27 protein-coding genes are annotated in these 23906 nt (G+C 70.6%); 19 read left to right on the top strand and 8 right to left on the bottom strand.

Annotated elements, in window-relative coordinates; all coding sequences use genetic code 11:
• Positions 1 to 37: 37 nt before the first annotated feature.
• Together K883_RS24810 and K883_RS24805 are read left to right on the top strand one after the other, a co-directional pair.
• Positions 38 to 382: a cupin domain-containing protein gene (locus K883_RS24810; protein ID WP_009952612.1), complete on the top strand. Its 345-nt coding sequence runs from the start codon at positions 38 to 40 to the stop codon at positions 380 to 382.
• 6 nt (positions 383 to 388) lie between these two features.
• Complete coding sequence (locus K883_RS24805; RefSeq protein ID WP_014382865.1) at positions 389 to 1342, top strand: NAD(P)H-dependent flavin oxidoreductase; 954 nt, start codon at positions 389 to 391, stop codon at positions 1340 to 1342.
• A gap of 14 nt (positions 1343 to 1356) precedes the next feature.
• On the opposite strand, the gene K883_RS24800 is transcribed toward K883_RS24805, so the two are convergent.
• Positions 1357 to 2061, bottom strand: a complete 705-nt coding sequence (locus K883_RS24800; RefSeq protein ID WP_014385320.1) for a helix-turn-helix transcriptional regulator — start codon at positions 2059 to 2061, stop codon at positions 1357 to 1359.
• Between the two features lie 92 nt (positions 2062 to 2153).
• Here K883_RS24800 and K883_RS24795 point away from each other — a divergent pair, with 92 nt between their 5' ends.
• Positions 2154 to 2597 carry an Rv2617c family stress response/phage resistance protein gene (locus K883_RS24795; protein ID WP_014712027.1) on the top strand — a complete coding sequence of 148 codons (444 nt, stop codon included), beginning with the start codon at positions 2154 to 2156 and terminating at the stop codon, positions 2595 to 2597.
• 7 nt (positions 2598 to 2604) lie between these two features.
• On the opposite strand, the gene K883_RS24790 is transcribed toward K883_RS24795, so the two are convergent.
• Positions 2605 to 3105, bottom strand: coding sequence for a DUF1990 family protein (locus K883_RS24790; protein ID WP_009953636.1), 501 nt, complete (start codon positions 3103 to 3105; stop codon positions 2605 to 2607).
• A 22-nt stretch (positions 3106 to 3127) separates the two neighbouring features.
• Here K883_RS24790 and K883_RS24785 point away from each other — a divergent pair, with 22 nt between their 5' ends.
• From K883_RS24785 to K883_RS24775, 3 genes are read left to right on the top strand one after another with little or no spacing between them, the layout of a single operon-like run.
• A complete protein-coding gene (locus K883_RS24785) occupies positions 3128 to 4048 on the top strand; it encodes an aldo/keto reductase (RefSeq protein ID WP_051197748.1) in 921 nt (306 codons plus the stop codon).
• An 11-nt stretch (positions 4049 to 4059) separates the two neighbouring features.
• The gene (locus K883_RS24780) at positions 4060 to 4713 is read left to right on the top strand and encodes a PaaI family thioesterase (RefSeq protein ID WP_020823033.1); all 654 of its coding nucleotides are present in this window, start codon (positions 4060 to 4062) and stop codon (positions 4711 to 4713) included.
• A 59-nt stretch (positions 4714 to 4772) separates the two neighbouring features.
• Positions 4773 to 6029 (top strand): amidohydrolase, encoded by a 1257-nt coding sequence (locus K883_RS24775; RefSeq protein ID WP_020823032.1) that lies wholly within the window; start codon positions 4773 to 4775, stop codon positions 6027 to 6029.
• A gap of 22 nt (positions 6030 to 6051) precedes the next feature.
• On the opposite strand, the gene K883_RS24770 is transcribed toward K883_RS24775, so the two are convergent.
• Positions 6052 to 7791 carry a cation:proton antiporter gene (locus tag K883_RS24770; protein WP_020823031.1) on the bottom strand — a complete coding sequence of 580 codons (1740 nt, stop codon included), beginning with the start codon at positions 7789 to 7791 and terminating at the stop codon, positions 6052 to 6054.
• Positions 7792 to 7889: 98 nt separating this feature from the next.
• On the opposite strand from K883_RS24770, the gene thrS reads away from it, so the two are divergent.
• From thrS to K883_RS24720, 10 genes are all read left to right on the top strand, one after another.
• Positions 7890 to 9965 carry a threonine--tRNA ligase gene (gene thrS, locus K883_RS24765; RefSeq protein ID WP_020823029.1) on the top strand — a complete coding sequence of 692 codons (2076 nt, stop codon included), beginning with the start codon at positions 7890 to 7892 and terminating at the stop codon, positions 9963 to 9965.
• A complete protein-coding gene (locus tag K883_RS24760; RefSeq protein ID WP_008258334.1) occupies positions 9958 to 10533 on the top strand; it encodes an ATP adenylyltransferase in 576 nt (191 codons plus the stop codon). Before thrS ends, K883_RS24760 begins: the two co-directional genes overlap by 8 nt.
• Positions 10534 to 10546: 13 nt before the next feature.
• Positions 10547 to 11188, top strand: coding sequence for a phosphatidylinositol phosphate synthase (gene pgsA, locus K883_RS24755; RefSeq protein ID WP_036456115.1), 642 nt, complete (start codon positions 10547 to 10549; stop codon positions 11186 to 11188).
• Between the two features lie 17 nt (positions 11189 to 11205).
• A complete protein-coding gene (locus K883_RS24750) occupies positions 11206 to 12156 on the top strand; it encodes a phosphatidylinositol mannoside acyltransferase (protein WP_036456114.1) in 951 nt (316 codons plus the stop codon).
• Entirely contained in the window at positions 12156 to 13280 is a 1125-nt protein-coding gene (locus K883_RS24745) for a glycosyltransferase family 4 protein (RefSeq protein ID WP_020823026.1), read from the top strand. The genes K883_RS24750 and K883_RS24745 overlap by 1 nt, the downstream gene beginning before the upstream one ends.
• A complete protein-coding gene (locus tag K883_RS24740; protein WP_036456113.1) occupies positions 13280 to 14302 on the top strand; it encodes an NUDIX hydrolase in 1023 nt (340 codons plus the stop codon). The genes K883_RS24745 and K883_RS24740 overlap by 1 nt, the downstream gene beginning before the upstream one ends.
• Before the next feature lie 70 nt (positions 14303 to 14372).
• Positions 14373 to 15284 (top strand): pyridoxal 5'-phosphate synthase lyase subunit PdxS, encoded by a 912-nt coding sequence (pdxS, locus tag K883_RS24735; RefSeq protein WP_008258329.1) that lies wholly within the window; start codon positions 14373 to 14375, stop codon positions 15282 to 15284.
• A gap of 9 nt (positions 15285 to 15293) precedes the next feature.
• On the top strand, positions 15294 to 16130 hold the full coding sequence (gene tesB / locus K883_RS24730) for an acyl-CoA thioesterase II (protein WP_008258328.1): 837 nt from the start codon (positions 15294 to 15296) through the stop codon (positions 16128 to 16130).
• Positions 16127 to 16717: a pyridoxal 5'-phosphate synthase glutaminase subunit PdxT gene (gene pdxT / locus K883_RS24725; protein ID WP_008258327.1), complete on the top strand. Its 591-nt coding sequence runs from the start codon at positions 16127 to 16129 to the stop codon at positions 16715 to 16717. Before tesB ends, pdxT begins: the two co-directional genes overlap by 4 nt.
• A gap of 259 nt (positions 16718 to 16976) precedes the next feature.
• On the top strand, positions 16977 to 17732 hold the full coding sequence (locus K883_RS24720; protein ID WP_008258326.1) for a YebC/PmpR family DNA-binding transcriptional regulator: 756 nt from the start codon (positions 16977 to 16979) through the stop codon (positions 17730 to 17732).
• 103 nt (positions 17733 to 17835) lie between these two features.
• On the opposite strand, the gene K883_RS24715 is transcribed toward K883_RS24720, so the two are convergent.
• The 5 genes from K883_RS24715 to K883_RS24695 are packed head-to-tail and all read right to left on the bottom strand — an operon-like array spanning position 17836 to position 21450.
• On the bottom strand, positions 17836 to 19398 hold the full coding sequence (locus tag K883_RS24715) for a polyamine aminopropyltransferase (protein WP_008258325.1): 1563 nt from the start codon (positions 19396 to 19398) through the stop codon (positions 17836 to 17838).
• Entirely contained in the window at positions 19395 to 19850 is a 456-nt protein-coding gene (locus tag K883_RS24710; RefSeq protein ID WP_008258324.1) for a DUF350 domain-containing protein, read from the bottom strand. The genes K883_RS24715 and K883_RS24710 overlap by 4 nt, the downstream gene beginning before the upstream one ends.
• 25 nt (positions 19851 to 19875) lie before the next feature.
• A complete protein-coding gene (locus tag K883_RS24705) occupies positions 19876 to 20307 on the bottom strand; it encodes a DUF4247 domain-containing protein (protein WP_008258323.1) in 432 nt (143 codons plus the stop codon).
• Positions 20304 to 20819, bottom strand: a complete 516-nt coding sequence (locus K883_RS24700; protein WP_008258322.1) for a DUF2617 family protein — start codon at positions 20817 to 20819, stop codon at positions 20304 to 20306. The genes K883_RS24705 and K883_RS24700 overlap by 4 nt, the downstream gene beginning before the upstream one ends.
• A 19-nt stretch (positions 20820 to 20838) precedes the next feature.
• Positions 20839 to 21450: a DUF4178 domain-containing protein gene (locus K883_RS24695; protein WP_008258321.1), complete on the bottom strand. Its 612-nt coding sequence runs from the start codon at positions 21448 to 21450 to the stop codon at positions 20839 to 20841.
• A 192-nt stretch (positions 21451 to 21642) separates the two neighbouring features.
• Between K883_RS24695 and ruvC the strand changes: the two genes are divergently transcribed.
• From ruvC to ruvB, 3 genes are read left to right on the top strand one after another with little or no spacing between them, the layout of a single operon-like run.
• Complete coding sequence (ruvC, locus tag K883_RS24690; protein ID WP_008258320.1) at positions 21643 to 22197, top strand: crossover junction endodeoxyribonuclease RuvC; 555 nt, start codon at positions 21643 to 21645, stop codon at positions 22195 to 22197.
• Complete coding sequence (gene ruvA / locus K883_RS24685; protein ID WP_008258319.1) at positions 22194 to 22793, top strand: Holliday junction branch migration protein RuvA; 600 nt, start codon at positions 22194 to 22196, stop codon at positions 22791 to 22793. Before ruvC ends, ruvA begins: the two co-directional genes overlap by 4 nt.
• Complete coding sequence (gene ruvB / locus K883_RS24680) at positions 22790 to 23851, top strand: Holliday junction branch migration DNA helicase RuvB (RefSeq protein WP_008258318.1); 1062 nt, start codon at positions 22790 to 22792, stop codon at positions 23849 to 23851. Before ruvA ends, ruvB begins: the two co-directional genes overlap by 4 nt.
• Positions 23852 to 23906 lie beyond the last annotated feature (55 nt).

Raw genomic sequence — 23906 nt, 5'->3', positions numbered from 1 at the left:
CGTCGGTGAAAGGCCTTGCAACTACGAAGGACTCACAATGGATTCCGTTTCGTTGACCGACCTCGCGTCCGAAAAGCTCGCCGAGGCCAAACAGTCCCACAGCGGACGGGCCGCGCACACGATCCACGGCGGACACAGCCACGAGCTTCGGCAGACCGTGCTGGCCCTGCTGGCCGACCACGACCTCTCCGAACACGACAGCCCCGGCGAGGCCACCCTGCAGGTGCTGCGCGGCCGCGTGCGCCTGACCACCGGCGGCGACGCCTGGGAGGGTAAGGCCGGCGAATACCTTGCGATCCCGCCCGAACGCCATGCCCTGCACGCGATCGAGGATTCGGTGGTCCTGCTGACCGTGCTGAAGACCATCCCCTCGGCGCACTAGCCGCCGATGCTCTCGACGCCCTGGGCAACGAGTTTCGGTCTGCGGGCGCCCATCGTCAACGCTCCGATGGGCGGGGTCGCCGGCGGCCGCCTGGCCGCCGCGGTCACGGCGGCCGGTGGTCTGGGCATGGTCGGCATGGGCAGCGTCGCGACCCGGGAGCTGCTGGCCGAGCAGCTGCGGGGCGTCGACGGCCAGTTCGGCATCGGCCTGGTCGATTGGGTGATGCGCAACGAGGCCGGGCTGCTCGAGGATGCGCTGGCCGCACGGCCCGCCCTGTTGTCGGTCAGCTTCGGAACCGACTGGTCCTGGGTCGCCAAGGCGCATGACGCCGGAATCCCCACCGTCACACAGGTTTACGACAGCGACGGGGCGCGCAGGGCCGTCGACGCCGGCGTCGACATCCTGGTCGCCCGCGGGTCGGAGGGCGGCGGGCACGGCGAGGTCAAGCTGGGGCTGCTGCCGCTGCTGGACGCCGTCCTGGACGCGGTCACGGTGCCGGTGCTGGCCGCGGGCGGTGTCGCCTCGGCGCGCAGCCTGGCCGCCGTGCTGGCCGCCGGCGCCAGCGGCGCGTGGGTGGGGACCCGCCTGTCGGCCTGTCCGGAGGCGCTGACCGGCGACGCCGGCCGCCGGGCCCTGGTGGCCGCCACCGAAACCGACACCGCGGTCACCCGGGTCTTCGACGTCGCCAAGGGGCTGCCCTGGCCGGCGCGATTCCCGTCGCGGGTGCTGGCCAACGAGTTCGTCGAGCACTGGACCGGTCACGAAGAGGCGCTGGACCCGGCCGCCTGCGAGGAGCTGGCCACAGCGATCGCCGCCGGGGACTGCCGGATCGCGCCCGTCGACGCCGGTCAGGGCGTCGGGATGATCCGCGACGACGCGTCGGTGCGCGAGGTCATCGACGAGATGTGCACGGGCGCGGCACGGTTGCTGTCCGGCTGGGGGACATCAGAGCGGGCATAGGGCTCGCTCGCGGCCTACGCGCGGCCGGGCGCCAGCACGACGCAGCACCGGTCGGGCCCCGGGCAGAGCCGGGCGTTCGGGCCGTGTGGCGCCAGCGCATCGGCCACGCCGCTGATCAGCGCGTGGTTCATGGTGCAGGCCAGCTCCGTCTGCTCCTGCGCCAGGGCGTGGAACGGGCAGTTGGCGAGCTCGACCTCGCCGTCGCCGTAGCGGGGCTCGTAGCCGTGCCGGCTCAGCAGCTCCACCGCGCGCCGAAGCGCGCCCGCGGCGTCGGCGGGCGCTCGCGCGCCGGCCCGCGCCCCGATGGCGCGACCGTAGTCGTGGGCCACCCGGTTCAGGACGCTGGTGACCGGTTCGCCGGTGCCCGCCGACCGGGCGATCGCCGTAGCCATCAAGCGGCCCGCCAGCTCGTACTCCCGCTGCGGAAGGCTGACCGCGATGTCGCGGCCCGCCCGGCGATACAGCTTGGCGGTACGCCCGGCGCCGGGGCCCGAGCGCCCGGTCACGCGCGCGAAACCGGTTTCCAGCAGGCCCTCGGCGGTGAGCCGGTCCAGGTGGAACTTGGCCTGGTGGTGGGGGATCCCGACGGCGTCGGCCGCCTGGTCGCGGGTCACGGGCGCGGGCTGGTCGCACACGAACTGATACAGGCGGTGGCGCACCGGATCGGCGAGCGCCCCGATGCCGGCGGCGTCGCGCTGCAGGTGCTTCCGGTCGTCCATTCCCGCGCCATTTCTAACAGACAAAATGCTTGACGCTACAGTCTACACGTTCTACCGTTCGATTTATTATCCGTTAGAAATGGAGGCACCCGATGAGCACCAATCAAGTCAGCGCGACGCCCACCCTCGCCGAGCAGCTACGGGACCCGGCCTATTCGGCCTACCTCGCGCTTCGCACCGTGTTCACGATCGCGCCGATCGTGTTCGGGTTGGACAAGTTCTTCAACCTGCTGACCCACCCGCATCACTGGAGCATGTATCTGGCCGGCTGGATCGACGACCTGGTACCCGGAACGGCCGATCAGTGCATGTATCTCGTCGGGATCATCGAGATCGTGGCCGGGGTGGTGGTGGCGGTGGCCCCACGGCTGGGCGCCTGGGTCGTCGCGGCCTGGCTCGCCGGGATCATCATCGACCTGGTCACCGGGCCCGGGTTCTACGACGTCGCGCTGCGCGACTTCGGGTTGTTCGTGGGCGCCATCGCGCTGGCCCGGCTGGCGCAGGGCGTGCACAGCGGCAGCATCGCGGCCCGGTAGCCGCGGGTCAGACGGCCCTCAGGTAGCGCTTGGCGATGAGCCGCTGCGCTACCCGCACCACCGGGCCGCCGGCCTTGCTCCACCAGGTCGCCGGACGGGAGAACGCCGACACCTCCGCGTGGACCGCGGAGGTGATCGGGTCGTAGCGCACCACGAAACGCTCCTCGCCGGATTCCGGGTGGCCCGGCAGGGTGCCGTAGCCGAAGCCGCGAATGTCGGGTTCGTCGACGACGTACACGACGCGGCAGGGCGCCGGCAGAAAACCCATCCGCACCACCACCACCGCGTCGACGACGGCGATCTCCGAGCTGGCCTGCACGCGCAGCCCCGAGCCGCGCTGCATGCCCCAGCGCAACACGGCGTCGGCGGCCTGCTCGAAACGCTGCCGGCCCGTGCCGATTTGGCGCTCGGCGTGTTGATGGTCGTATCCCGCGGGCAGGTCACCGGCGGCCGTCGCACCCACTTCCCGATAGGTCAGCGGAAGTTCCTCGAGCGCTCGTAGGTCCACGCGTTCAGCTTGCCACGCCACGATGCGCGGCGGTGTTTTGCGAGTACGGTCTGAAGATGTGACCGCACAAAACTCGAAAACCGTTGCCGGGGCGTCGGGAACGTTCACCCTCGGTGGAGATCTGACCATCAACCGACTCGGCTTCGGGGCGATGCGCCTGACCGCGAAGGGCGTGTGGGGCCCACCCGACGACCGCGACGAATGCGTCCGGGTGCTGCGGCGCGCCGTCGAGCTCGGGGTGAACTTCATCGACACCGCCGACTCCTACGGCCCGTACTTCTCCGAGGAGATCATCCACGAGGCGCTGCATCCCTACGACGGCCTGGTGATCGCGACCAAGGCGGGGCTGCTGCGCACCGGCCCGGACATCTGGATCCCGTTGGGCAACCCCAGTTATCTGCGCCAGGAATGCGAGCTGAGCCTGCGCCGGCTGGGCGTGGACACCATCGACCTGTTCCAGCTGCACCGCATCGACAAGAACTTCCCGCTCGAGGACCAGGTCGGCGAGCTGCTGACCCTGAAGAACGAGGGCAAGATCCGCCACATCGGCCTGTCCGAGATCAACGTCGACCAGCTCGGCGCGGCGCAAAAGATCACCGAGATCGTGTCGGTGCAGAACATGTACAACCTGTCGGCCCGTGACGCCGAGCCGCTGCTGGACGCGGTGACCGAACAGGGCATCGGTTTCATCCCCTGGTTCCCGCTGGCCGCCGGACCGCTGGCCGCCCCCGACGGGCCGCTGCAGCGCATCGCCGCCGAGCACGACGCGACGCCGTCACAGCTGGCGCTGGCGTGGTTGCTGAAGCGGTCACCGGTGATGCTGCCGATTCCGGGGACGTCGAAGGTGGCGCACCTGGAGGAGAACGTCGCCGCGGCCGAGATCACGCTGTCGGAGGACGAGTTCGAGACCCTGTCGGCCGCCGGGGCCCAGCAGACCGGGTAGCCACCACGCGAATGCGCGCGCCCGTCGGGCAATACGGTGTGGTGGTGGCCGAACATCAGCGACACCCCGGCGGGGGATTCAACCCGCCCGAACCCACCACCAAGGGCGGGCCCGACTACGGCAGGTTCATCGACGCCGTGCGTGCGTTGCAGGATCACGCGCGCGCCGCCGACGCCCCCGACGAGGTGATCACCGAGGCGGCCGACCTGCTGGAGAAGGTGTCGGCGTTGCTGGCGCCGTACGACGCCGACGAGTGGGCCTCCCCGTCGGGCCGCCGGATGGACCTGCCGATGCGCGGCAACATCCTGACCATCCCGATGGCGGCCCGCAAAGGCACAGACGGCCGCGTCCATGGCGAGGCCCGCTTCGCCCGGTTCCACCTCGGGCGCAACGGCGCCGTGCACGGCGGGTCGCTGGGGATGCTCTTCGACACCGTGCTGGGTCTGACGGCGGTGCTGCTCACCGGCAGCCGCCGCCAGCGCACCGCCTACCTCAAGATCGACTACCGCAACATCGTCCCGATCGACAAGGAACTGCAGTTCGACGCCGGCGTCGACCGGGTGGACGGGCGCAAGATCTTCGTCTCGGGCCGGTTGACCGACGGCGAGCGCCTGCTCACCGAGGCCGACGCGCTGTTCGTGCGGCTCAAATCCGGCCAGCCCTGAGAGTCGTTCGCCCGCAAGGGGTTTCATGAAGCGTCGCCGCAACAGGGAGGGCCGAAACGATGAACAGTGGCTCGGCGGTGCTCGCCGGTCTGGATGACGTCCGCGGCTGGCAGGAGGACCTGTATCGCGACCTGCACCGGCATCCGGAACTGTCGCACCGAGAACACCAGACCGCGGCGGCCGCCGCGCAACGGCTGCGCGAGTTCGGCTACGACGTCCACGAGGGCGTCGGCGGCACCGGCGTCGTCGGGATCCTGCGCAACGGCGACGGTCCCGCCGTGCTGCTGCGCGCCGACATGGACGCGCTGCCGGTGGCCGAAGACACCGGGCTCCCGTACGCCAGCGCCGTGACCGGCGCCGACGCGGCCGGCCACGAACGGCCGGTGATGCACGCCTGCGGGCACGACGTCCATGTGACCTGTCTGCTCGGCGCGGCCGCGCTGCTCGCCGGCGCGCGAGCGCAGTGGCGCGGCACCGTGGTCGCGCTGTTCCAGCCCGCCGAGGAGGTCGGCGACGGCGCGCGGCGCATGGTCGACGACGGGCTGGCGACGTTGGTCGGACGCATTGACGTCGCCCTGGCCCAGCACGTCCTGCCGATCCCGGCGGGCCAGGTGGCGACGCGGTCCGGGCCGGTCCTGACGACCGCCGACAGCATGCGGATCACCGTCTACGGGCGCGGGGGACACGGCTCGATGCCGCAATCGTCCGTCGACCCCGTCGTGCTGGCCGCCATGATCGTGATCCGGTTGCAGACCGTTGTTTCGCGCGAGATCGCACCCGCCGAGGCCGCGGTGTTGACGATCGGCAGGATCGAGGCCGGCACCAAGAGCAATGTGATCGGCGACCGCGCCGTGCTGGAACTGAACCTGCGCACCTACAACGAACCGACCCGCGCCAGAATGCTCGCTGCGATCCGGCGCATCGTCACCGCCGAGTGCCAGGCGTCCGGATCCCCGAAGGAGCCCGAATTCGAACTGGTGGACCATTTTCCGGCCACCGACAACGATCCCACGGTCACCGCGCGGGTGCGTGCCGCGTTCGACGATTTCTTCGGCGACCGGGCCTGCGAGCTCGCGCCGCAGACCGCGAGCGAGGACTTCAGCGACATTCCCCGCGCGCTCGACGCCCCCTACAGCTATTGGGGCATCGGCGGAATCGACCCCGACGCCTATCGCGACGCCGACTCGGCGGGCCGCGTCGCCGAGGACATACCCGTCAACCATTCCCCGCGGTTCGCCCCCGTCATCCAGCCCACGCTCGACACCGGCACCCAGGCGTTGACGGTCGCGGCGCTGGCCTGGCTGGGGCGATCCTAGGCCGCACCAAACAGGTTGAAAATCAAGTTCTTTGGGTGCGCCGGCGCGCTCGGCGCGTGCGCATCGGCAGCGTGCTCTCTTCGTGGTCGAGTTCGCGTTCAATCGCGCGCAGGCTCTGGTCGGGCAGCATGCCCGCGTCCCGCCAGCGCACCAGCTCGTCGCGCTGGGCGTCGATGGCGATGCGGCGGATGGCGACCGCGGCCTCATAGCGGGGAGCGGCGGGCGCCTCGGCGGCGTCCGACAACAGGTCGAGCCGGTGCTGATACCGCTCGAGCCGTGCCGACAACTGTTGGCGCACACCGTCGATCACCCGAGGGTCCACGTCCACGTCGTCCTGTTGGTCCAGCGAGTCGAGCCTGTCCAGCGCGGCCTGCACGGCGGCGGCGCGAGCCCGGTTGCGCAGCCGCAGTTCGTCGGTGGCATCCGCGCGCAGACCCAGCGCCCGCACCAGCGGGCCGAACGTGATGCCCTGTCCGATCAGCGTCACCAGCACGACGACCAGGGTGCAGAACAGCAGCAGGTCGCGGTCGGGAAACGGCGCGCGGCTGTCGGTCACGAACGGCACCGCGAAAATCGCCGCGAGGCTGACCACCCCGCGGGTGCCGGCCCAGCTCAGCACCAAGACTTCACGGCCGCTGAGGCGCTCGGAGGTGCGGTTGGGCCGGCGCCCGGTGTCGGGGTCGCCGCGTCCGCCGGGTTCGTCGGCATCGTTAGCGTCGTCGGCGTCGGCGGAACCCGAGACGTTGCCGAGCCGGGTGCGCAGCGGCCGGGGAAGCGACTGGGTGAGCAGCAACCACAGCGGCCGCACCACGAGAACCACGGCGACGGTGACGGAGACCGCCACGACGATCGTCGACAGGTCGTAGCCGCCCAAGTCGTCGAGGATGGCCGGCAGCTGATGGCCGATCAGCAAGAACACCAGGCCCTCGAGCAGGAAGTTGACCAGCCGCCAGACGGCCCGCGTCTGCAATCGGCTCGCCCCCGACTCGAGCCGGGGCGAGTCGTGGCCGACGATCAACCCGCACACCACGACCGCCAGGACACCGGAGGCGGACAGCTCCTCGGCCACCAGATAGGTCACGAACGGGGTGGCGAGCGAGATCGCGTTGGCCGTCAGCACGTCGTGTCTCCACCGGCGCAGCAGCCGCCGGAAGTACGCGAACACCATTCCCACCGCCAGGCCGCCCAGCGCCGCCAGCGCGAACTCGCGGATCGCCGACGGCACCGAGAACGCGGCGCCGCGCGCCACCGTGACGGCCACCGACAGCGTGGTCAGGGCGGTCGCGTCGTTGAGCAGCCCCTCGCCCTCGATCAGGGTGACGATGTTGAGCGGGAGGCCTTCCTTGCGGGCCACGGCCAGCGCGGCCACCGGGTCGGTCGGCGCGACCGCGGCGCCCAGCACCATGCCCACCGCGAGCGTCGCACCGCTGACGAGCAGCCCGAACGCGATGCCGACCGACGCCGCGGTCAACAGGACGAGGACCACCGAGAGGCTGATGACCGTGCGTAGATTGCGGCGGATGCCGACCAGCGACGACTCCAGCGCCGCGTTGAAGAGCAGCGGCGGCAGGATGCAGGTCATCACGACGTCGGGCTCGAGGCTGATGTTCGGCCCCGGCACCAGCGCATAGCCGATGCCGACGAGAACCAGCAGCGGTGCGCTCGGCAGCCCGGTGCGCTCGCTGATCCAGTTGACCAGCACGATGACCGCGACGGCGCCGAGCAGCAGCGTCAAACCCGTCTGCGCCCCCATCGGGTCCATCTTGCCGGACTTGTGGGCGGCCGCTCGACGGCCCTGCTCGGCGCCGAACCGCCCCGATAGCATGGTCGTCGACCCATCGAGCCTTGGAGACCGCCACAATGACCGTCCCCGCACACGCCGCGTCGGGAGCCGACGGCGGCGACCCGCAAGCCCCGATCCGGGTGCCTGCCGGGACCACCGCGGCCGCCGCGGTGCGGGATGCGGGGCTGCCGGGCCGCGGGGCGCCCGACGCCGTCGTGGTGGTGCGCGACGCGGAGGGGAAGCTGCGCGACCTCAGCTGGGCGCCCACCGCCGACGCCGAGGTGATCCCCGTGGCGGCCAACACCGACGACGGCCGCAGCGTGATCCGGCACTCGGCCGCGCACGTGTTGGCCCAGGCCGTCCAGGAGCTGTTCCCGCAAGCCAAGCTGGGCATCGGCCCGCCGATCGCCGATGGTTTCTACTACGACTTCGACGTACCGGAGCCGTTCACGCCCGAGGATCTGGCGGCGCTGGAAAAGCGGATGCGCCAGATCGTCAAAGAGGGCCAGCTGTTCGAGCGCCGGGTCTACGAGTCCAAGGACCAGGCGCGCGCCGAGCTGGCGGCCGAGCCCTACAAGATCGAACTCGTCGACGACAAGTCCGGTGATCCTTCGGTGATGGAGGTCGGGGGCGACGAGCTCACGGCCTATGACAATCTCAATCCCCGTACGCGCGAACGGGTTTGGGGCGACCTGTGCCGGGGACCGCACATCCCGACCACCAGGCACATCCCCGCGTTCAAGCTGACCCGCAGCTCGGCCGCCTACTGGCGCGGCGACCAGAACAACGCCAGCCTGCAACGGATCTACGGCACGGCCTGGGAGTCGCAGGAAGCCCTGGAGCGCCACCTGACGCTGATCGAGGAGGCCCAGCGCCGCGATCACCGCAAGCTGGGCACCGAGCTCGACCTGTTCAGCTTTCCCGACGAAATCGGTTCCGGCTTGGCCGTTTTCCATCCCAAGGGCGGCATCGTGCGCCGGGAGCTGGAGGAGTACTCGCGGCGCAAGCACATCGCTGCCGGCTACGAGTTCGTCAACACCCCGCACATCACCAAGGCGGACCTGTTCCACACGTCTGGCCACCTGGACTGGTACGCCGAGGGCATGTACCCGCCGATGCATCTCGATGCCGAATACGACGACGACGGGACCGTGCGCAAGCCGGGGCAGGACTATTACCTCAAGCCGATGAACTGCCCGATGCACACGCTGATCTTCCGGTCGCGCGGGCGCTCGTATCGCGAACTTCCGTTGCGGCTTTTCGAATTCGGCACCGTTTACCGCTACGAGAAGTCCGGCGTGGTGCATGGGTTGACCCGGGCGCGCGGTTTCACCATGGACGACGCGCACATCTTCTGCGCCCGCGAGCAGCTGCACGCCGAGCTGGCGTCGCTGCTGCGGTTCATCCTCGAGCTGCTGGGCGACTACGGGCTGGAGGACTTTTATCTGGAGCTGTCCACCAAGGACCCGGAGAAGTTCGTGGGCTCCGATGCCATGTGGGAGGAATCCACCAAAGCCCTGGCCGATGTGGCCGCCGAATCCGGCCTGCAGCTGGTGCCGGATCCGGGCGGCGCGGCGTTCTACGGACCGAAGATCTCCGTGCAGGCCCGCGACGCCCTGGGGCGCAGTTGGCAGATGTCGACCATCCAGGTGGACTTCAACTTCCCGGAGCGGTTCGAGCTCGAATACACCGCCGCCGACGGGAGCCGGCAGCGGCCGGTGATGATCCACCGCGCGCTGTTCGGGTCCATCGAGCGGTTCTTCGGCATCCTCACCGAGCACTACGCCGGCGCCTTCCCGGCGTGGCTGGCGCCGGTGCAGGTGGTCGGCATCCCGGTGGCCGACGACCACGTCGATTATCTGAACGACGTTGCGGCGCAACTGCGTTCGCATGGGGTGCGGGTCGACGTCGACGCCAGCGACGACCGGATGGCCAAGAAGATCGTCAACCACACCAACCAGCGGGTGCCGTTCATGTTGCTCGCCGGCGACCGTGACGTTGCGGCGGGCGCGGTCAGTTTCCGCTTCGGTGACCGCACCCAGATCAACGGCGTGCCCCGCGACGGCGCCGTCGACGCCATCGTGCAGTGGATCGCCGATCGCGAGAATGCCGCTCCCACCGCCGAACTCGTGAAGGTGGCGGCCGGTGAGTGAGCGCGAACGCGCCGAGCCGCGCACCGACGACACCATCCTCGACCGGGGCGTCGGCGAGGAAGATCATCTGCAGCGGTTGTGGACGCCGTACCGGATGACCTACCTGGCCGAGGCGCCGATGAAGCGCGACAACGGCAAAACCGAGCAGCCGTTTACCGACATCCCGCAGCTGACCGACGAAGACGGCCTGGTGGTCGCGCGCGGTGAACTCGTCTACGCCGTGCTCAACCTCTACCCGTACAACCCGGGGCACCTGATGGTGGTGCCCTACCGGCGCGTCTCGGAGCTGGAGGACCTCACCGATCCGGAGAGCGCGGAGCTGATGTCCTTCATCCAGAAGGCGATTCGCGTCATCAAGAACGTGTCGCGCCCGCACGGTTTCAACGTCGGCCTCAACCTGGGGACCTCGGCCGGCGGGTCGCTGGCCGAGCACCTGCACGTGCACGTCGTCCCGCGCTGGGGCGGCGACGCCAACTTCATCACCATCATCGGCGGGTCGAAGGTGATCCCGCAGTTGCTGCGCGAAACCCGCCAGTTGCTGGCGACGGAGTGGACGAAGCAGCGATGAGCGCAACGCGATCATGAGTAAGGTGCCGTTCCTGTCCCGGGCGGCGTTCGCGCGGCTGACCACTCCGACCGCGAAAGCGTGCCTGCGGTTGGGTTTGACTCCCGACGTCGTCACGATCCTGGGCACCGTCGTGGCCGTGGCGGGGGCGCTGATCTTCTTCCCGATGGGCAAGCTGTTCATCGGCACGCTGGTGGTCTGGTTCTTCGTCCTCTTCGACATGCTCGACGGGGCGATGGCGCGGGAACAAGGCGGCGGCACCCGGTTCGGCGCGGTGCTGGACGCCACCTGTGATCGCGTCAGCGACGGTGCGGTGTTCTGCGGGTTGCTGTGGTGGATCGCCTTCGGCCTGCACGACAAGCCGCTGGCGGCGGCCACCTTGATCTGCCTGGTCACCTCGCAGGTGATCTCCTACATCAAGGCCCGGGCCGAGGCGAGCGGTCTGCGCGGCGATGGCGGCATCATCGAGCGGCCCGAGCGGCTGATCATCGTGCTGGTCGGCGCCGGCGTCTCGGACTTTCCGTTCGTCGCGTGGCCGCCCGCGTTGCCGGTGGCGATGTGGCTGTTGGCGGCCGCCAGCGTGGTGACCTGCGCGCAGCGGTTGCATACGGTGCGCACCTCGCCGGGCGCGACCGACCGCGGATCGGTCGGGCCGTGATTCCCACCCCGCCCGGCATGAGCGCGCTCACGGCACCGAGCCGCCTGGCGAGCCGCGTCGCCGGCCGGTTGAGTGGCATCGGGGCCGACTGGGCGTACGCGTCCGGCTGGTTGGCCGTGCGAGCGATGCCGGAGTTCGCCGCGCGCAACGCATTTGGCGCCGCGGCGCGCTACGCGGCCCGCGGTGGCGGCCCAGACCAATTGCGCAAGAACCTCGCCCGCGTTCTGCGCGTGCCGCCCTCGGACGTTCCGGACGAATTGATGCGAGCCTCACTGGCGTCCTACGCCCGCTACTGGCGCGAGGCCTTCCGCCTGCCGAGCATGGACCTGTCCGCGCTCGGTCGCGAACTGCAGAACTCGGCGATCGGGGACGACAATCTGATCGCGGCGCTGGACCAGGGCCGCGGAGCGGTGTGCGCGTTGCCGCACAGTGGCAACTGGGACATCGCCGGGGTGTGGCTGGCCCAATCGCACGGCACCTTCACCACCGTCGCCGAGCGCCTCAAACCCGAGTCGCTGTACCGGCGGTTCATCGCCTACCGCGAACGCCTCGGCTTCGAGGTGCTGCCGCTGTCCGGCGGCGAGCGGCCACCGTTCGACGTGTTGTGCGACCGGCTGCGGGATAACCGGGTGGTGTGCCTGATGGCCGACCGCGACCTGACCCGCACCGGCGTGCAGGTCGACTTCTTCGGCGAGCCCACCCGGATGCCGGCCGGGCCGGCCAAACTCGCGATCGCGACCGGCGCGGCGCTGCTGCCCGTGCACGTCTACTTCGAAGGCGACGGCTGGCGCTTCGACATCGCGCCGCCCCTGGATTGCACCAGCGGCGACGTCGGCGCGATCACCCAGCTGCTGGCCGATCACTTCGAGAAGAACATCGCCGCCCACCCCGAGGATTGGCACATGCTGCAGCCGCAATGGCTGGCCGACCTCCCGGACGCCAAGCAGGCCCGGCTAAGGGACACCTGATGCGCATCGGGATGATCTGTCCCTACTCGTTCGACGTTCCGGGCGGGGTGCAGTCGCACGTCCTGCAGCTGGCCGAGGTGATGCGGGTCCGCGGGCACGACGTCAGCGTGCTCGCACCGGCCTCGCCGCACGCCGTGCTGCCCGACTACGTCGTCTCGGCCGGCAAGGCCGTCCCGATTCCCTACAACGGGTCGGTGGCCCGGCTGCGGTTCGGCCCGGCCACCCACCGCAAGGTGAAAAAGTGGCTCGCCGAAGGCGATTTCGACGTGTTGCACCTGCACGAGCCCAACGCGCCGAGCCTGTCCATGCTGGCGCTCAACATCGCCGAGGGCCCGATCGTGGCGACGTTTCACACGTCGACCACCAAATCGCTGACGCTGACGGTCTTTCAGGGCATCCTGCGCCCGATGCACGAGAAGATCGTCGGCCGGATCGCGGTGTCCGACCTGGCGCGGCGCTGGCAGATGGAGGCGCTGGGCACCGACGCGGTCGAGATCCCCAACGGCGTCGACGTCGGCTCGTTCGCCACCGCGCCGTTGCTGGACGGTTACCCGCGGCCCGGCAAGACGGTGCTGTTCCTCGGGCGCTACGACGAGCCGCGCAAGGGCGTGGGGGTGTTGCTCGACGCGCTGCCGCGGCTGGTCGAGCGGTTCGCCGACGTGCAGCTGCTCATCGTCGGCCGCGGTGACGAAGACGAATTGCGCGCGCAGGCAGGCGAATTCGTGAACAACATTCGCTTCCTCGGCCAGGTCGACGATCCCGGGAAGGCGTCGGCCATGCGCAGCGCCGACGTCTACTGCGCACCCAACCTCGGCGGGGAAAGCTTCGGCATCGTCTTGGTCGAGGCCATGGCGGCCGGGACCCCGGTGGTGGCCAGCGACCTCGACGCCTTCCGGCGCGTGCTGGCCGGCGGGGACGTGGGCCGCCTGGTACCCGTCGGCGACGGCGCCGCGCTCGCCGATGCGCTGATCGAGGTGCTGGAGGATGATGGGCTGGCCGAACGCTATGTGGCGGCCGGTTCGGCCGCCGTCCAGCGCTACGACTGGTCGGTGGTGGCCAGCCAGATCCTGCGGGTGTACGAGACGGTCGCCGCGTCGGGCGCCAAGGTTGAGGTGGCCAGTTGATGACCGGGTTGATCGTCGCCGTCGCGGTGTTGGTCACGGTGCTGGCCGTCTTCGGCGCCTGGGCGTACCGGACGGCCAATCGGCTGGACCGGCTGCACGTCCGCTACGACCTGTCGTGGCAGGCGCTCGACGGCGCGCTGGCGCGCCGCGCGGTGGTGGCGCGCGCCGTGGCCATCGACGCCTACGGCGGCGCGTCCGAGGGCCGGCGGCTGGCGGCGCTGGCCGACGCCGCCGAGGGCGCGCCCCGGCCCGCGCGGGAGACGTGCGAAAACGAGCTGTCGGCCGCGCTGGCCGCCGTCGACCCGGCGTCCCTGCCGGCCGGGCTGATCGCCGAGCTGGCCGACGCCGAGGCCCGGGTGCTGCTGGCCCGCCGCTTCCACAACGACGCGGTGCGCGACACGCTGGCGCTGGCCGAGCGGCCCCTGGTGCGGCTGTTCCACCTGGGCGGGACCGCCGGGCTGCCCAGCTATTTCGAGATCGTCGAGCGGCCGCACGCGTTGGCCCACGGCGATCACGGCGTGCTCAACCACCGCACCTCGGCCCGCGTCGTGCTGCTCGACGAGAGCGGGGCGGTGCTGCTGCTGCGCGGGTCGGATCCGGCGCTGGGCGAGCCCGCCCCGAAGTGGTGGTTCACCGTGGGCGGCGAAGTGCAGCAGGGGGAGCGGCTGGCCGAGGCGGCCGCGCGAGAGCTCGCCGAGGAAACCGGCCTGCGGGTCGCGCCGGCCGACATGGTCGGGCCCGTGTGGCGGCGCGACCAGGTCTTCGAGTTCAACGGCTCGCTGATCGACAGCGAGGAGTTCTACTTCGTCTACCGCACCCGCCGGTTCGAGCCGTCGCGCACGGGCCGCACCGAACTGGAACGCAGCTACATCCACGGCCACCGCTGGTGTGACGCTGCCGACATCGCCCAGCTCGTCGCCGCGGGGGAGACGGTGTACCCCATGCAACTATCCGGACTGCTCACCGACGCGGCCGCGCTCGCCGGCGGCCGCGCCCCCGGCCCGCTGCTGTCGATCCGCTGACTCCGTGGAGTCAACGCGGGCCAAAGCGCCTCATTAGACTGGGTCGACAACGGTTGAAGGAGATCAAGCAGTGACTAGCGCCCACCCACCGGACGGCAACGGGCGAACCGGAACCGCACGCGTCAAGCGCGGCATGGCCGAGATGCTCAAGGGCGGCGTCATCATGGACGTCGTCACCCCCGAGCAGGCCAAGATCGCCGAGGGCGCCGGCGCCGTCGCCGTGATGGCGCTGGAGCGGGTGCCCGCCGACATCCGCGCCCAGGGCGGGGTGTCGCGGATGAGCGACCCGGACATGATCGAGGGCATCATCTCGGCGGTGACCATCCCGGTGATGGCCAAGGCGCGCATCGGGCACTTCGTCGAGGCGCAGATCCTGCAGAGTCTCGGCGTGGATTACGTCGACGAGTCCGAGGTGCTCACCCCCGCCGACTACACCCACCACATCGACAAGTGGAAGTTCACCGTGCCGTTCGTGTGCGGCGCCACCAACCTCGGCGAGGCTTTGCGACGCATCAACGAGGGTGCCGCCATGATCCGCTCCAAGGGCGAAGCAGGCACCGGGGACGTCTCCAACGCGACCACGCACATGCGGACGATCGGCGGCGAGATCCGCCGCCTGACGTCGCTGTCCGAGGACGAACTGTACGTCGCCGCAAAGGAATTGCAGGCGCCCTACGAACTCGTCGTCGAGGTGGCCCGGGCGGGCAAGCTGCCGGTCACCATGTTCACCGCCGGCGGCATCGCCACCCCCGCCGACGCGGCGATGATGATGCAGCTCGGCGCCGAGGGCGTCTTCGTGGGCTCGGGCATCTTCAAGTCCGGCGACCCCGCCCAGCGCGCGGCGGCCATCGTCAAGGCCACCACGTTCTACGACGATCCCGACGTGCTGGCCAAGGTCTCGCGTGGGCTGGGGGAGGCGATGGTCGGCATCAACGTCGAGCAGATCGCGCAGCCCCACCGGCTGGCCGAACGCGGCTGGTAAAAGTAGTCCGTGGCGATCGAAGAGATCCTTGATCTCGAGCAGCTCGAGGTCAACATCTACCGGGGCAGCATCTTCAGCCCGGAATCGGGATTCCTGCAGCGCACGTTCGGCGGACATGTGGCCGGGCAGTCGCTGGTGTCGGCGGTGCGCACCGTCGACCCGCGCTACCAGGTCCACTCGCTGCACGGCTACTTCCTGCGGCCCGGGGACGCCAAGGAGCGCACGGTGTTCATCGTGGAGCGCACCCGCGACGGCGGCTCGTTCGCGACCCGGCGCGTCAACGCCATTCAGCACGGCGAGATCATCTTCAGCATGGGCGCGTCCTTCCAGACCGACCAGGAAGGCATCCACCACCAGGACCCCATGCCGCAAGCGCCGCCGCCAGACGGCCTGCCGGGGCTGGACTCGGTCAAGGTGTTCGACGACGCCGGGTTCAAGCAGTTCGCGGAGTGGGACGTGTGCATCGTGCCGCGCGAGCGCCTGCAGCTCACGCCGGGCAAGGCCGCCCAGCAGCAGGTCTGGTTCCGCCACCGAGACCCGCTGCCCGACGACCCGGTGCTGCACATCTGCGCGCTGGCCTACATGAGCGACCTGACGCTGCTGGGCTCGGCGCAGGTCACCCACCTCGACGTGCGCGAGCACCTGCAGGTGGCGTCGCTGGACCACGCGATGTGGTTCATGCGGGCGTTCCGGGCCGACGAGTGGCTGCTGTATGACCAGTCCTCCCCGTCGGCCAACGGCGGCCGCGCGCTGTGCCAGGGCAAGATCTTCACCCAATCCGGCGAGATGGTCGCGGCGGTCATGCAGGAGGGGCTGACCCGCTTCAAGCGTGGATATCACCAGTGAGCGTCCCCCGGATCGGGGTCCTCGCGCTGCAGGGCGATACCCGCGAGCACCTGGCGGCCCTGCGCGAAGCCGGGGCCGAGTCGATGCCCGTGCGCCGGCGCGGTGAGCTGGAGGCGGTCGACGGGCTGGTCATCCCCGGTGGGGAATCGACGACCATGAGCCACCTGCTGGGAGACCTCGGCCTGCTGGAGCCGTTGCGCGGGCTGCTGGCCGACGGGCTGCCCGCCTACGGCGCGTGCGCCGGGATGATCCTGCTGGCCAGCGAGATCCTCGACGCCGGAGCGGGCGGGAGGGAGGCGCTGCCCCTGCGCGCGATCGATATGACCGTGCGGCGCAACGCCTTTGGACGACAGGTCGACTCGTTCGAAGGGGACATCGACTTCGCGGGCCTCGACGACCCGGTGCGGGCGGTGTTCATCCGCGCGCCGTGGGTCGAGCGCGTCGGTGACGGCGTGGAGGTGCTGGCCAGCGCCGCCGGTCACGTCGTCGCGGTGCGCCAGGGCCGCAAGCTGGCGACGGCGTTTCACCCCGAGGTGACCGGCGACCGGCGCATCCACCACATGTTCGTCGACATGGTGACCGGCTGACGGTCGAGGCCGGCAGGGCGTTCGGTGTGCAGTCCGGGTTTTCAGTGTGCGTCCAGGCGGCGCTCCCCGGGCGGGTCGCCGCCGCCAGCGCACACTCAACGCCGTCACCGCACAGCCAAAGCCCTCAGCGCACACTCTCGCCGGAAGTCGGGACTGCGGGCACCCTGCGACCGGAGTGAAGCGCCCGGTAGTCGGCCGCAGACGTCCACGTAGACTCGACTGGCGAACTTTCCAGACATAGAAGAGGTAAGAGACACCGATGAGCGGCCATTCCAAGTGGGCCACCACCAAGCACCAAAAGGCCGTCAAAGACGCGCGCCGCGGCAAGGAATTCGCCCGGCTGATCAAGAACATCGAGGTCGCCGCCCGCACCGGCGGCGGTGACCCCGCCGGCAACCCGACGCTGTATGACGCCATCCAGAAGGCGAAGAAGACCTCGGTGCCCAACGACAACATCGAGCGGGCCCGCAAGCGCGGCGCGGGCGAGGAAGCCGGTGGCGCCGACTACCAGACGATCATGTACGAGGGCTACGGGCCCAACGGCGTCGCCGTCCTGATCGAATGCCTGACCGACAACCGCAACCGGGCGGCGGGCGAGGTCCGGGTGGCCGTCACCCGCAACGGCGGCAACATGGCCGACCCCGGGTCGGTGTCCTACCTGTTCACCCGCAAGGGCGTCGTCACGCTGGAGAAGAACGGCCTGACCGAGGACGACGTGCTGACGGCGGTGCTCGACGCCGGCGCCGAGGACGTCAACGACCTCGGCGAAAGCTTCGAGATCATCTCCGAGCCGACCGACCTGGTCGCGGTGCGCACCGCGCTGCAGGACGCCGGCATCGACTACGAGTCCGCCGAGGCGAGCTTCCAGCCGTCGGTCAGCGTGCCGGTCGACGTCGAGGGCGCGCGCAAGGTGTTCAAGCTGGTCGACGCGCTGGAGGACAGCGACGACGTGCAGAACGTGTGGACCAACGTGGACCTGTCCGACGAGGTGCTCGCCGCCCTCGACCAGGAGTAATTCGCCTCCTTCGCCTCGCCGAGCGTGCACTCAGGGCGAGATTTCGGCCCGGCCGATTTTTCGCCCTCACTGCACGCTCGGCGCTAGGGATTACGCAGGGGATCTAGTCGTACCCGTGCCGCATGTCCTCGACGATGCGCGGGTTGTCCAGGGTCGACGGCTCCACGGGCCGCGGCGCGACGTCGCCGGAGAACACGCACGCGGCCTGAAGCACCTGCTGGTTGAGGAAACGCAGCGGGGGAGCGTCGGGCGGCACCGTCGGCGTGGGCGCGGTATCGGCGCGCTGCGCCAGGGCGAATCCCCAATCGCCGAACGTCGGCACGTGCACGTGATACGGCGTGACCGCGTAGCCCGCCGCCCGGATCGTCGACACCGTGCGCCAGTAGGCCGTCGGCGTGGAAAAGGGGCTGCCCGCCTGCACCGCCATCAGCCCGCCGGGCGCCAGCGCCCGCGCGGCCAGCGCATAGAACTCGGCCGAATACAGCCGGCCCAGCACGGGTGTGTCGGGATCGGGAAGGTCGACGATGATCGCATCGAACCGGTCGACGTCGGGTCCGCGCAACCAGTTCATCGCGTCCTGCGTCACCACCGCCACCCGCGGGTTGTCCAACGAACCGTCGTTGGCGCCACGCAGCGTGGTGCGCGCGATGTCGATCACCGCGGGGTCGAGCTCGACCTGCACGATCTTGGAAACGCCTGGCTGGCGCAGCAACTCGCGAGCCACCAGGCCGTCGCCCCCGCCGAGCACCAGCACCGAACGCGCGCCTTTCCCGACGGCCGGGTACACCAGGCTTTCGGTGTAGCGGTATTCGTCCCGGGTGGAGAATTGCAGCCCGCCGTCGAGGTACAGGCGGGTGTCGTTGCCGCGCCGGGTCACCACGATCTCCTGGTAGGGCGTGTGCCGGTAGGCGACGATCGGATCGGCGTAAAGCCGTTGCCGGCTTGTGGTTTCGACGTCGGCCGAACGCAGCAGCAGGGTGGCGAGCAGCCCCAGCGCGGCGGCCAGCGCGCACAGCGCCAGCAGCAGCTGGCGCGTCGAAACCACGTGGCGCAGCAGGAAAAGCGCGACGACGGCCGCCGCCGCCAGGTTGATCATGCCGGTGGCCGCCGCGCCGCGGATCATCCCCAGCTGTGGCAGCAGCAGGAACGGCCAGACCAGCCCGCCCAGCAGCGCGCCGAGGTAGTCGGCGGCGTTGAGGTTGGCGAGGGTGCGTCCGGCGTCGGCGGCGCCCGTCACCCGCCCGCTCTGCAGCAGCGTCATCAACAGCGGCACCTCGGCACCGACCAGGCCGCCGATCAGGGCCGTGCTCACGGCCAGCACCCACGTCGACCCGACGGAGCCGTCCAGGAACGCGAACACCATGTACAGCGCCGCCGCGGACAGCCCGCCGATGACGCCGAGGGCCGCCTCCACGGCGATGAAGGTGATCGCCGCGTGCGCCAGCAGGGGCTTGACCAGTAGGGCGCCCACGCCCAGCGCGGCGATGTAGCCCGCGACGATCAGCGAGGTGGCGACGATGCCGCCGCCGTCGAGGCTGGCCGACAGCGTCAGCAGCGCGAGTTCGTAGATGATGCCGCAGGCCGCGCACGCCGCCACGGCGGCCAACAGCAGCGCCCGCCACCGCCCCGATACCGGCGACGGCATGGCCACGTCGACGGAGCTCATGACACCGCCGCGGCGGTCACCCCTCCCACGGCGAGCAGTATCAGCGCCACCGCGAACGAGCCGGGATGCAGCACCTGCTCGTCGATGTGCTCGTGGAAACTCCCCGGGATCAGCAGATGCATTGTCAGCAGCGCTATCCCGAGCAGGATCACCCCCATCAACCCGTACACCGCCACGCCGAGGAGCCCCTGGCCCAGCTGGCTGTAGCTGTTGGCGATCGCGGTGATGATGACGACGGTCAGCGCGATGTACATCGCGCCCGCGACGATCACGGCGTTGGGGCGGCGGTCGATGAACACCAGGTGGCGCAGCTTTCCCGGGGTCAGCACGTCGACCACGTAGAACCCGACGAGCAGGACGGCCATGCCGACGACGAAGTACAGGATCGTCGCGACCGCGCCCTTCAGGACGGGATTGAGGTCGACGGTTCCGATCTCGACGGCGAGGTACATGGTTGTCTCCTTTGCGCTGGTGCCATCACTTGGTTCCGCCCGGGCCGCCGGGGCTGCCTCCGGAACCGCCCGACGGGGAGCCGGGGGTGAATCCGGGACCGAGGAAGATGAACGCGCCGTGGCTGTAGCCGGCGCTCAGCGACTCGACGCGGATGCTGCACGGGTAGGTCCCGTCGGGGCCGACGATCACGATGTTGTTGGCGTAACGCAGGTATTCGGTGTTGCCGTTGTCGGCGCGCGCCTCGGGGTGCGCGTACGCGGCGAGCGTGTCGGCCGCCTGCCGTGGCGACCCGCTGCACTGGTAGCGCCTGCCGTTCACGTCGTGGGCGTACTCGTGATAGTGGCCCGCCACGTACGACGCGATGTTCTTCTGCAGCAGGATGATTCCGGTGACCAGGCACACCAGGGCGCCGGCCGCCAGCAGGCCGGAGATCACGAACAGGCGGGTCCGGCTCACGGTTGCCACCGGCTCGCCGTGTGAACCACGGTCCCGCCGGAGCCGGCGGGACGCCCCGGGTACAGATGCCATGTCCGCCAACGCCATCCGGCGCCGTCGGGCTCGGCGGCCAGCACGGTCAGCGCGGCGTCGTCGCCCGGGAACGTGCCGCCGAGCCACCCCTCCTGGCGGGCGCAGCGGCCGCGCAGGTCGTGGGCGAGGCGGCGGAAGTCCGCCTCGTCGCGGACGCCGGTGCGCGATTGCAGGCGGTAGCCGGGCGCGTCGGTGCGCTCGGGCAGGTCGGCCCCGAGATTGCGTGCCGTGCAAGAGATTTCCTCGGAGAACCGGCCCGCGGCGTGCTCGACCGCGACGACGTGCGACGCGCCGAGCACCCCGAGCAGCAGCGCCCCGGCGCCGCAGGGATGGTCCAGGCGGCAGGTGGCCAGCGGCGCGGGGACCGGCGCGTTGAGCGCGAGTCCCAGCCGCTGCCCGGACACGTCCGCCGGGGTTACGGCGAGCTGATGAAGGGGCACCGGCCTGACCTCGCGCGCGCTAGGCGGGGCTGGGCGGGGGCGCCGCGTACACGGTGAGTTCGCCGGGCGACACGGCCTTGCCCGTCGACACCTCCCAGGGCATGTCCGGGGCCCAGCGCTCGAAGGAGAGCAGGACCGTCTCGTCCTCGTTGGTGCAGTCGACGAATTCCATCTCGCCGCCGGCCGGCAGCCCGGTGGTGCCTTCGGTCGTGTACGAGGCGCGGCCGCGTTCGGTCTCGTGAAACATCGCGCCGTCGACGACGTACGGGTCGCCGGGCCGCAGCGGGACGTCCTTGCGGGTGATCCACATCGCCAGTTCCAGCCGTCCGTCGTCCTCCTCGACGCTGAACCAGATCGGCTGGTCGCCGCCCTCGAGCAGGTGTTCCCACCAGACGAACGGTCCCTCGCGGAAGGTGACCGACCCGCGCACGATGTAGTCGGTGCCGCCGTAGCTGACGATGGCGCCGGGGCCCAGTTGGCGCGGCCCGAACTGCGGCATCGCGTCCGACGCGAGCGGGTCCGGCCGCCCGGCGCGCTCGTCCGGCCGCTTGGGGCGGCGCAAAGCGATGACGAGCACCACGATGGACGCGATGAACAGCACGATGGCGAGCACGACCAGCAGAGATCCCACGCGCACCCTCCGTTGCCACGATGCTTGAGCGAACGTGGGCTAAAGCTAACAGCTTTTTCGCGGCACCGGCGCGGTAACCTCGCGGCCCGGGAATCGGCCCAGAATCGGTGGCGCCGCCGCGTGTCGCAGCCGCGTGCGTCGGTGCCGGCCGCTAGGGTATCGAACAGCTGTTCTACTAGGTGGGAGCGGGTAATGCGGGTGATGGGCGTCGACCCCGGCCTGACCCGGTGCGGGCTGTCGGTCGTCGAGAGCGGGCGCGGGCGCACCGTGGTCGCGCTCGACGTCGACGTGGTGCGCACGCCGTCGGACGCGCCGCTCGCCGAGCGGCTGCTGACGATCAGTGACACCGTCGAGCATTGGCTGGCCACGCATGAGCCCGACGTCGTGGCCGTCGAGCGGGTCTTCTCCCAGCTGAACGTGTCGACGGTGATGGGCACCGCCCAGGCCGGTGGGGTGGTCGCGCTGGCGGCGGCCAGGCGCGGCATCGACGTGCACTTCCACACCCCCAGCGAGGTCAAGGCCGCGGTCACCGGCAACGGCGCGGCCGACAAGGCCCAGGTCACCGCGATGGTCACCAGAATCCTTGCGCTGCAGGCCAAACCGACGCCGGCGGACGCCGCCGACGCCCTCGCGCTGGCGATCTGCCACTGCTGGCGGGCGCCGATGATCGCCCGGATGGCCGCCGCCGAGGCGCTGGCCGCCGAGCAGCGGCAGAAATACAAGGCCAAGCTCAAGGCCGCCCGATGATCGCCGCGGTGCGCGGCGAGGTGCTCGAGGTGGCGCTCGACCATGCGGTGATCGAGGCCGCCGGCGTCGGCTACCGGGTGAACGCGACGCCGTCGACGCTGTCCACGCTGCGCACCGGGACCGAGGCGCGGCTGATCACCGCGATGATCGTCCGCGAGGATTCGATGACGCTGTACGGCTTCACCGACACCGACACCCGCGACCTGTTTTTGACCCTGCTGTCGGTGTCGGGGGTCGGGCCCCGGCTGGCGATGGCGACCCTGGCCGTGCACGACGCCGGCGCGCTGCGCCAGGCGCTGCACGACGGCGACGTCGCCGCGCTGACCCGGGTGCCCGGGATCGGCAAACGCAGCGCCGAACGGATGGTCCTGGAGCTGCGGGACAAGGTGGGCGCCGCCGGCGCGGGCACGGCCCCCGCGGGCGCCGCGCTCAACGGCCACGCGGTCCGCGGGCCGGTGGTGGAGGCCCTGGTGGGCCTCGGGTTCGCCGTCAAGCAGGCCGAGGAAGCCACCGACAAGGTGCTGGCCGCCGAGCAGGACGCGACCACCTCCGGTGCGCTGCGCGCCGCCCTGTCGCTGCTGGGTAAGTCCCGATGACCCCGGACGACCTAGGCGACGACTGGTCGGACCGCGACGTCTCCGGCGCGCTGGCGCCCGGCGAGGGCGACATCGACGTCAGCCTGCGGCCGCGCTCGCTGCGGGAGTTCATCGGCCAGCCGCGGGTGCGCGAACAGCTGCAGCTCGTCATCGAGGGGGCCAAAAACCGCGGTGGCACACCGGATCACATCCTGCTGTCCGGGCCGCCGGGGCTGGGCAAGACGTCGCTGGCCATGATCATCGCGGCCGAGCTCGGCTCCTCGCTGCGGCTGACGTCCGGCCCCGCGCTGGAGCGCGCCGGCGACCTGGCGGCCATGCTGTCCAATCTGGTCGAGCACGACGTGTTGTTCATCGACGAGATCCACCGCATCGCGCGGCCCGCCGAGGAAATGCTCTACCTGGCCATGGAGGACTTCCGGGTCGACGTGGTCGTCGGCAAGGGCCCGGGCGCGACGTCGATCCCGCTGGAGGTGGCGCCGTTCACCCTGGTCGGCGCCACCACCCGGTCCGGCGCGCTGACCGGCCCGCTGCGCGATCGCTTCGGCTTCACCGCCCACATGGACTTCTACGAGCCCGCCGAGCTGGAGCGGGTGCTGGCCCGCTCCGCCGGGATCCTGGGCATCGAACTCGGCGGCGACGCGGCCGAGGAGATTGCCCGCCGCTCGCGGGGCACGCCGCGGATCGCCAACCGGCTGTTGCGCCGGGTGCGGGACTTCGCCGAGGTGCGCGCCGACGGCGTGATCACCCGCGACATCGCCAAGTCCGCGCTGGCGGTCTACGACGTCGACGAACTGGGACTGGACCGGCTGGACCGGGCCGTGCTCTCGGCGCTGACCCGCAGCTTCGGCGGCGGCCCGGTCGGGGTGTCGACGCTGGCGGTGGCGGTCGGCGAGGAGGCGACCACCGTCGAGGAGGTGTGCGAGCCGTTCCTGGTCCGCGCCGGCATGGTCGCCCGGACCCCACGCGGCCGGGTGGCCACCGCCCAGGCGTGGACGCACCTGGGGATGGCGCCGCCGGCCGGGGCGGCCGGTCTCGGGCAGCCCGGCCTGTTCGAGTAGCCAGCAAACGATCGCGCGGGCCCCATCCGGTTACTTCGCGGCGCCGTGGGTAACC

The organism is Mycobacterium sp. TKK-01-0059, assembly GCF_000709305.1.
GTDB lineage: Bacteria > Actinomycetota > Actinomycetes > Mycobacteriales > Mycobacteriaceae > Mycobacterium > Mycobacterium intracellulare.
This window is presented reverse-complemented; position numbering and strand designations above follow the sequence as displayed.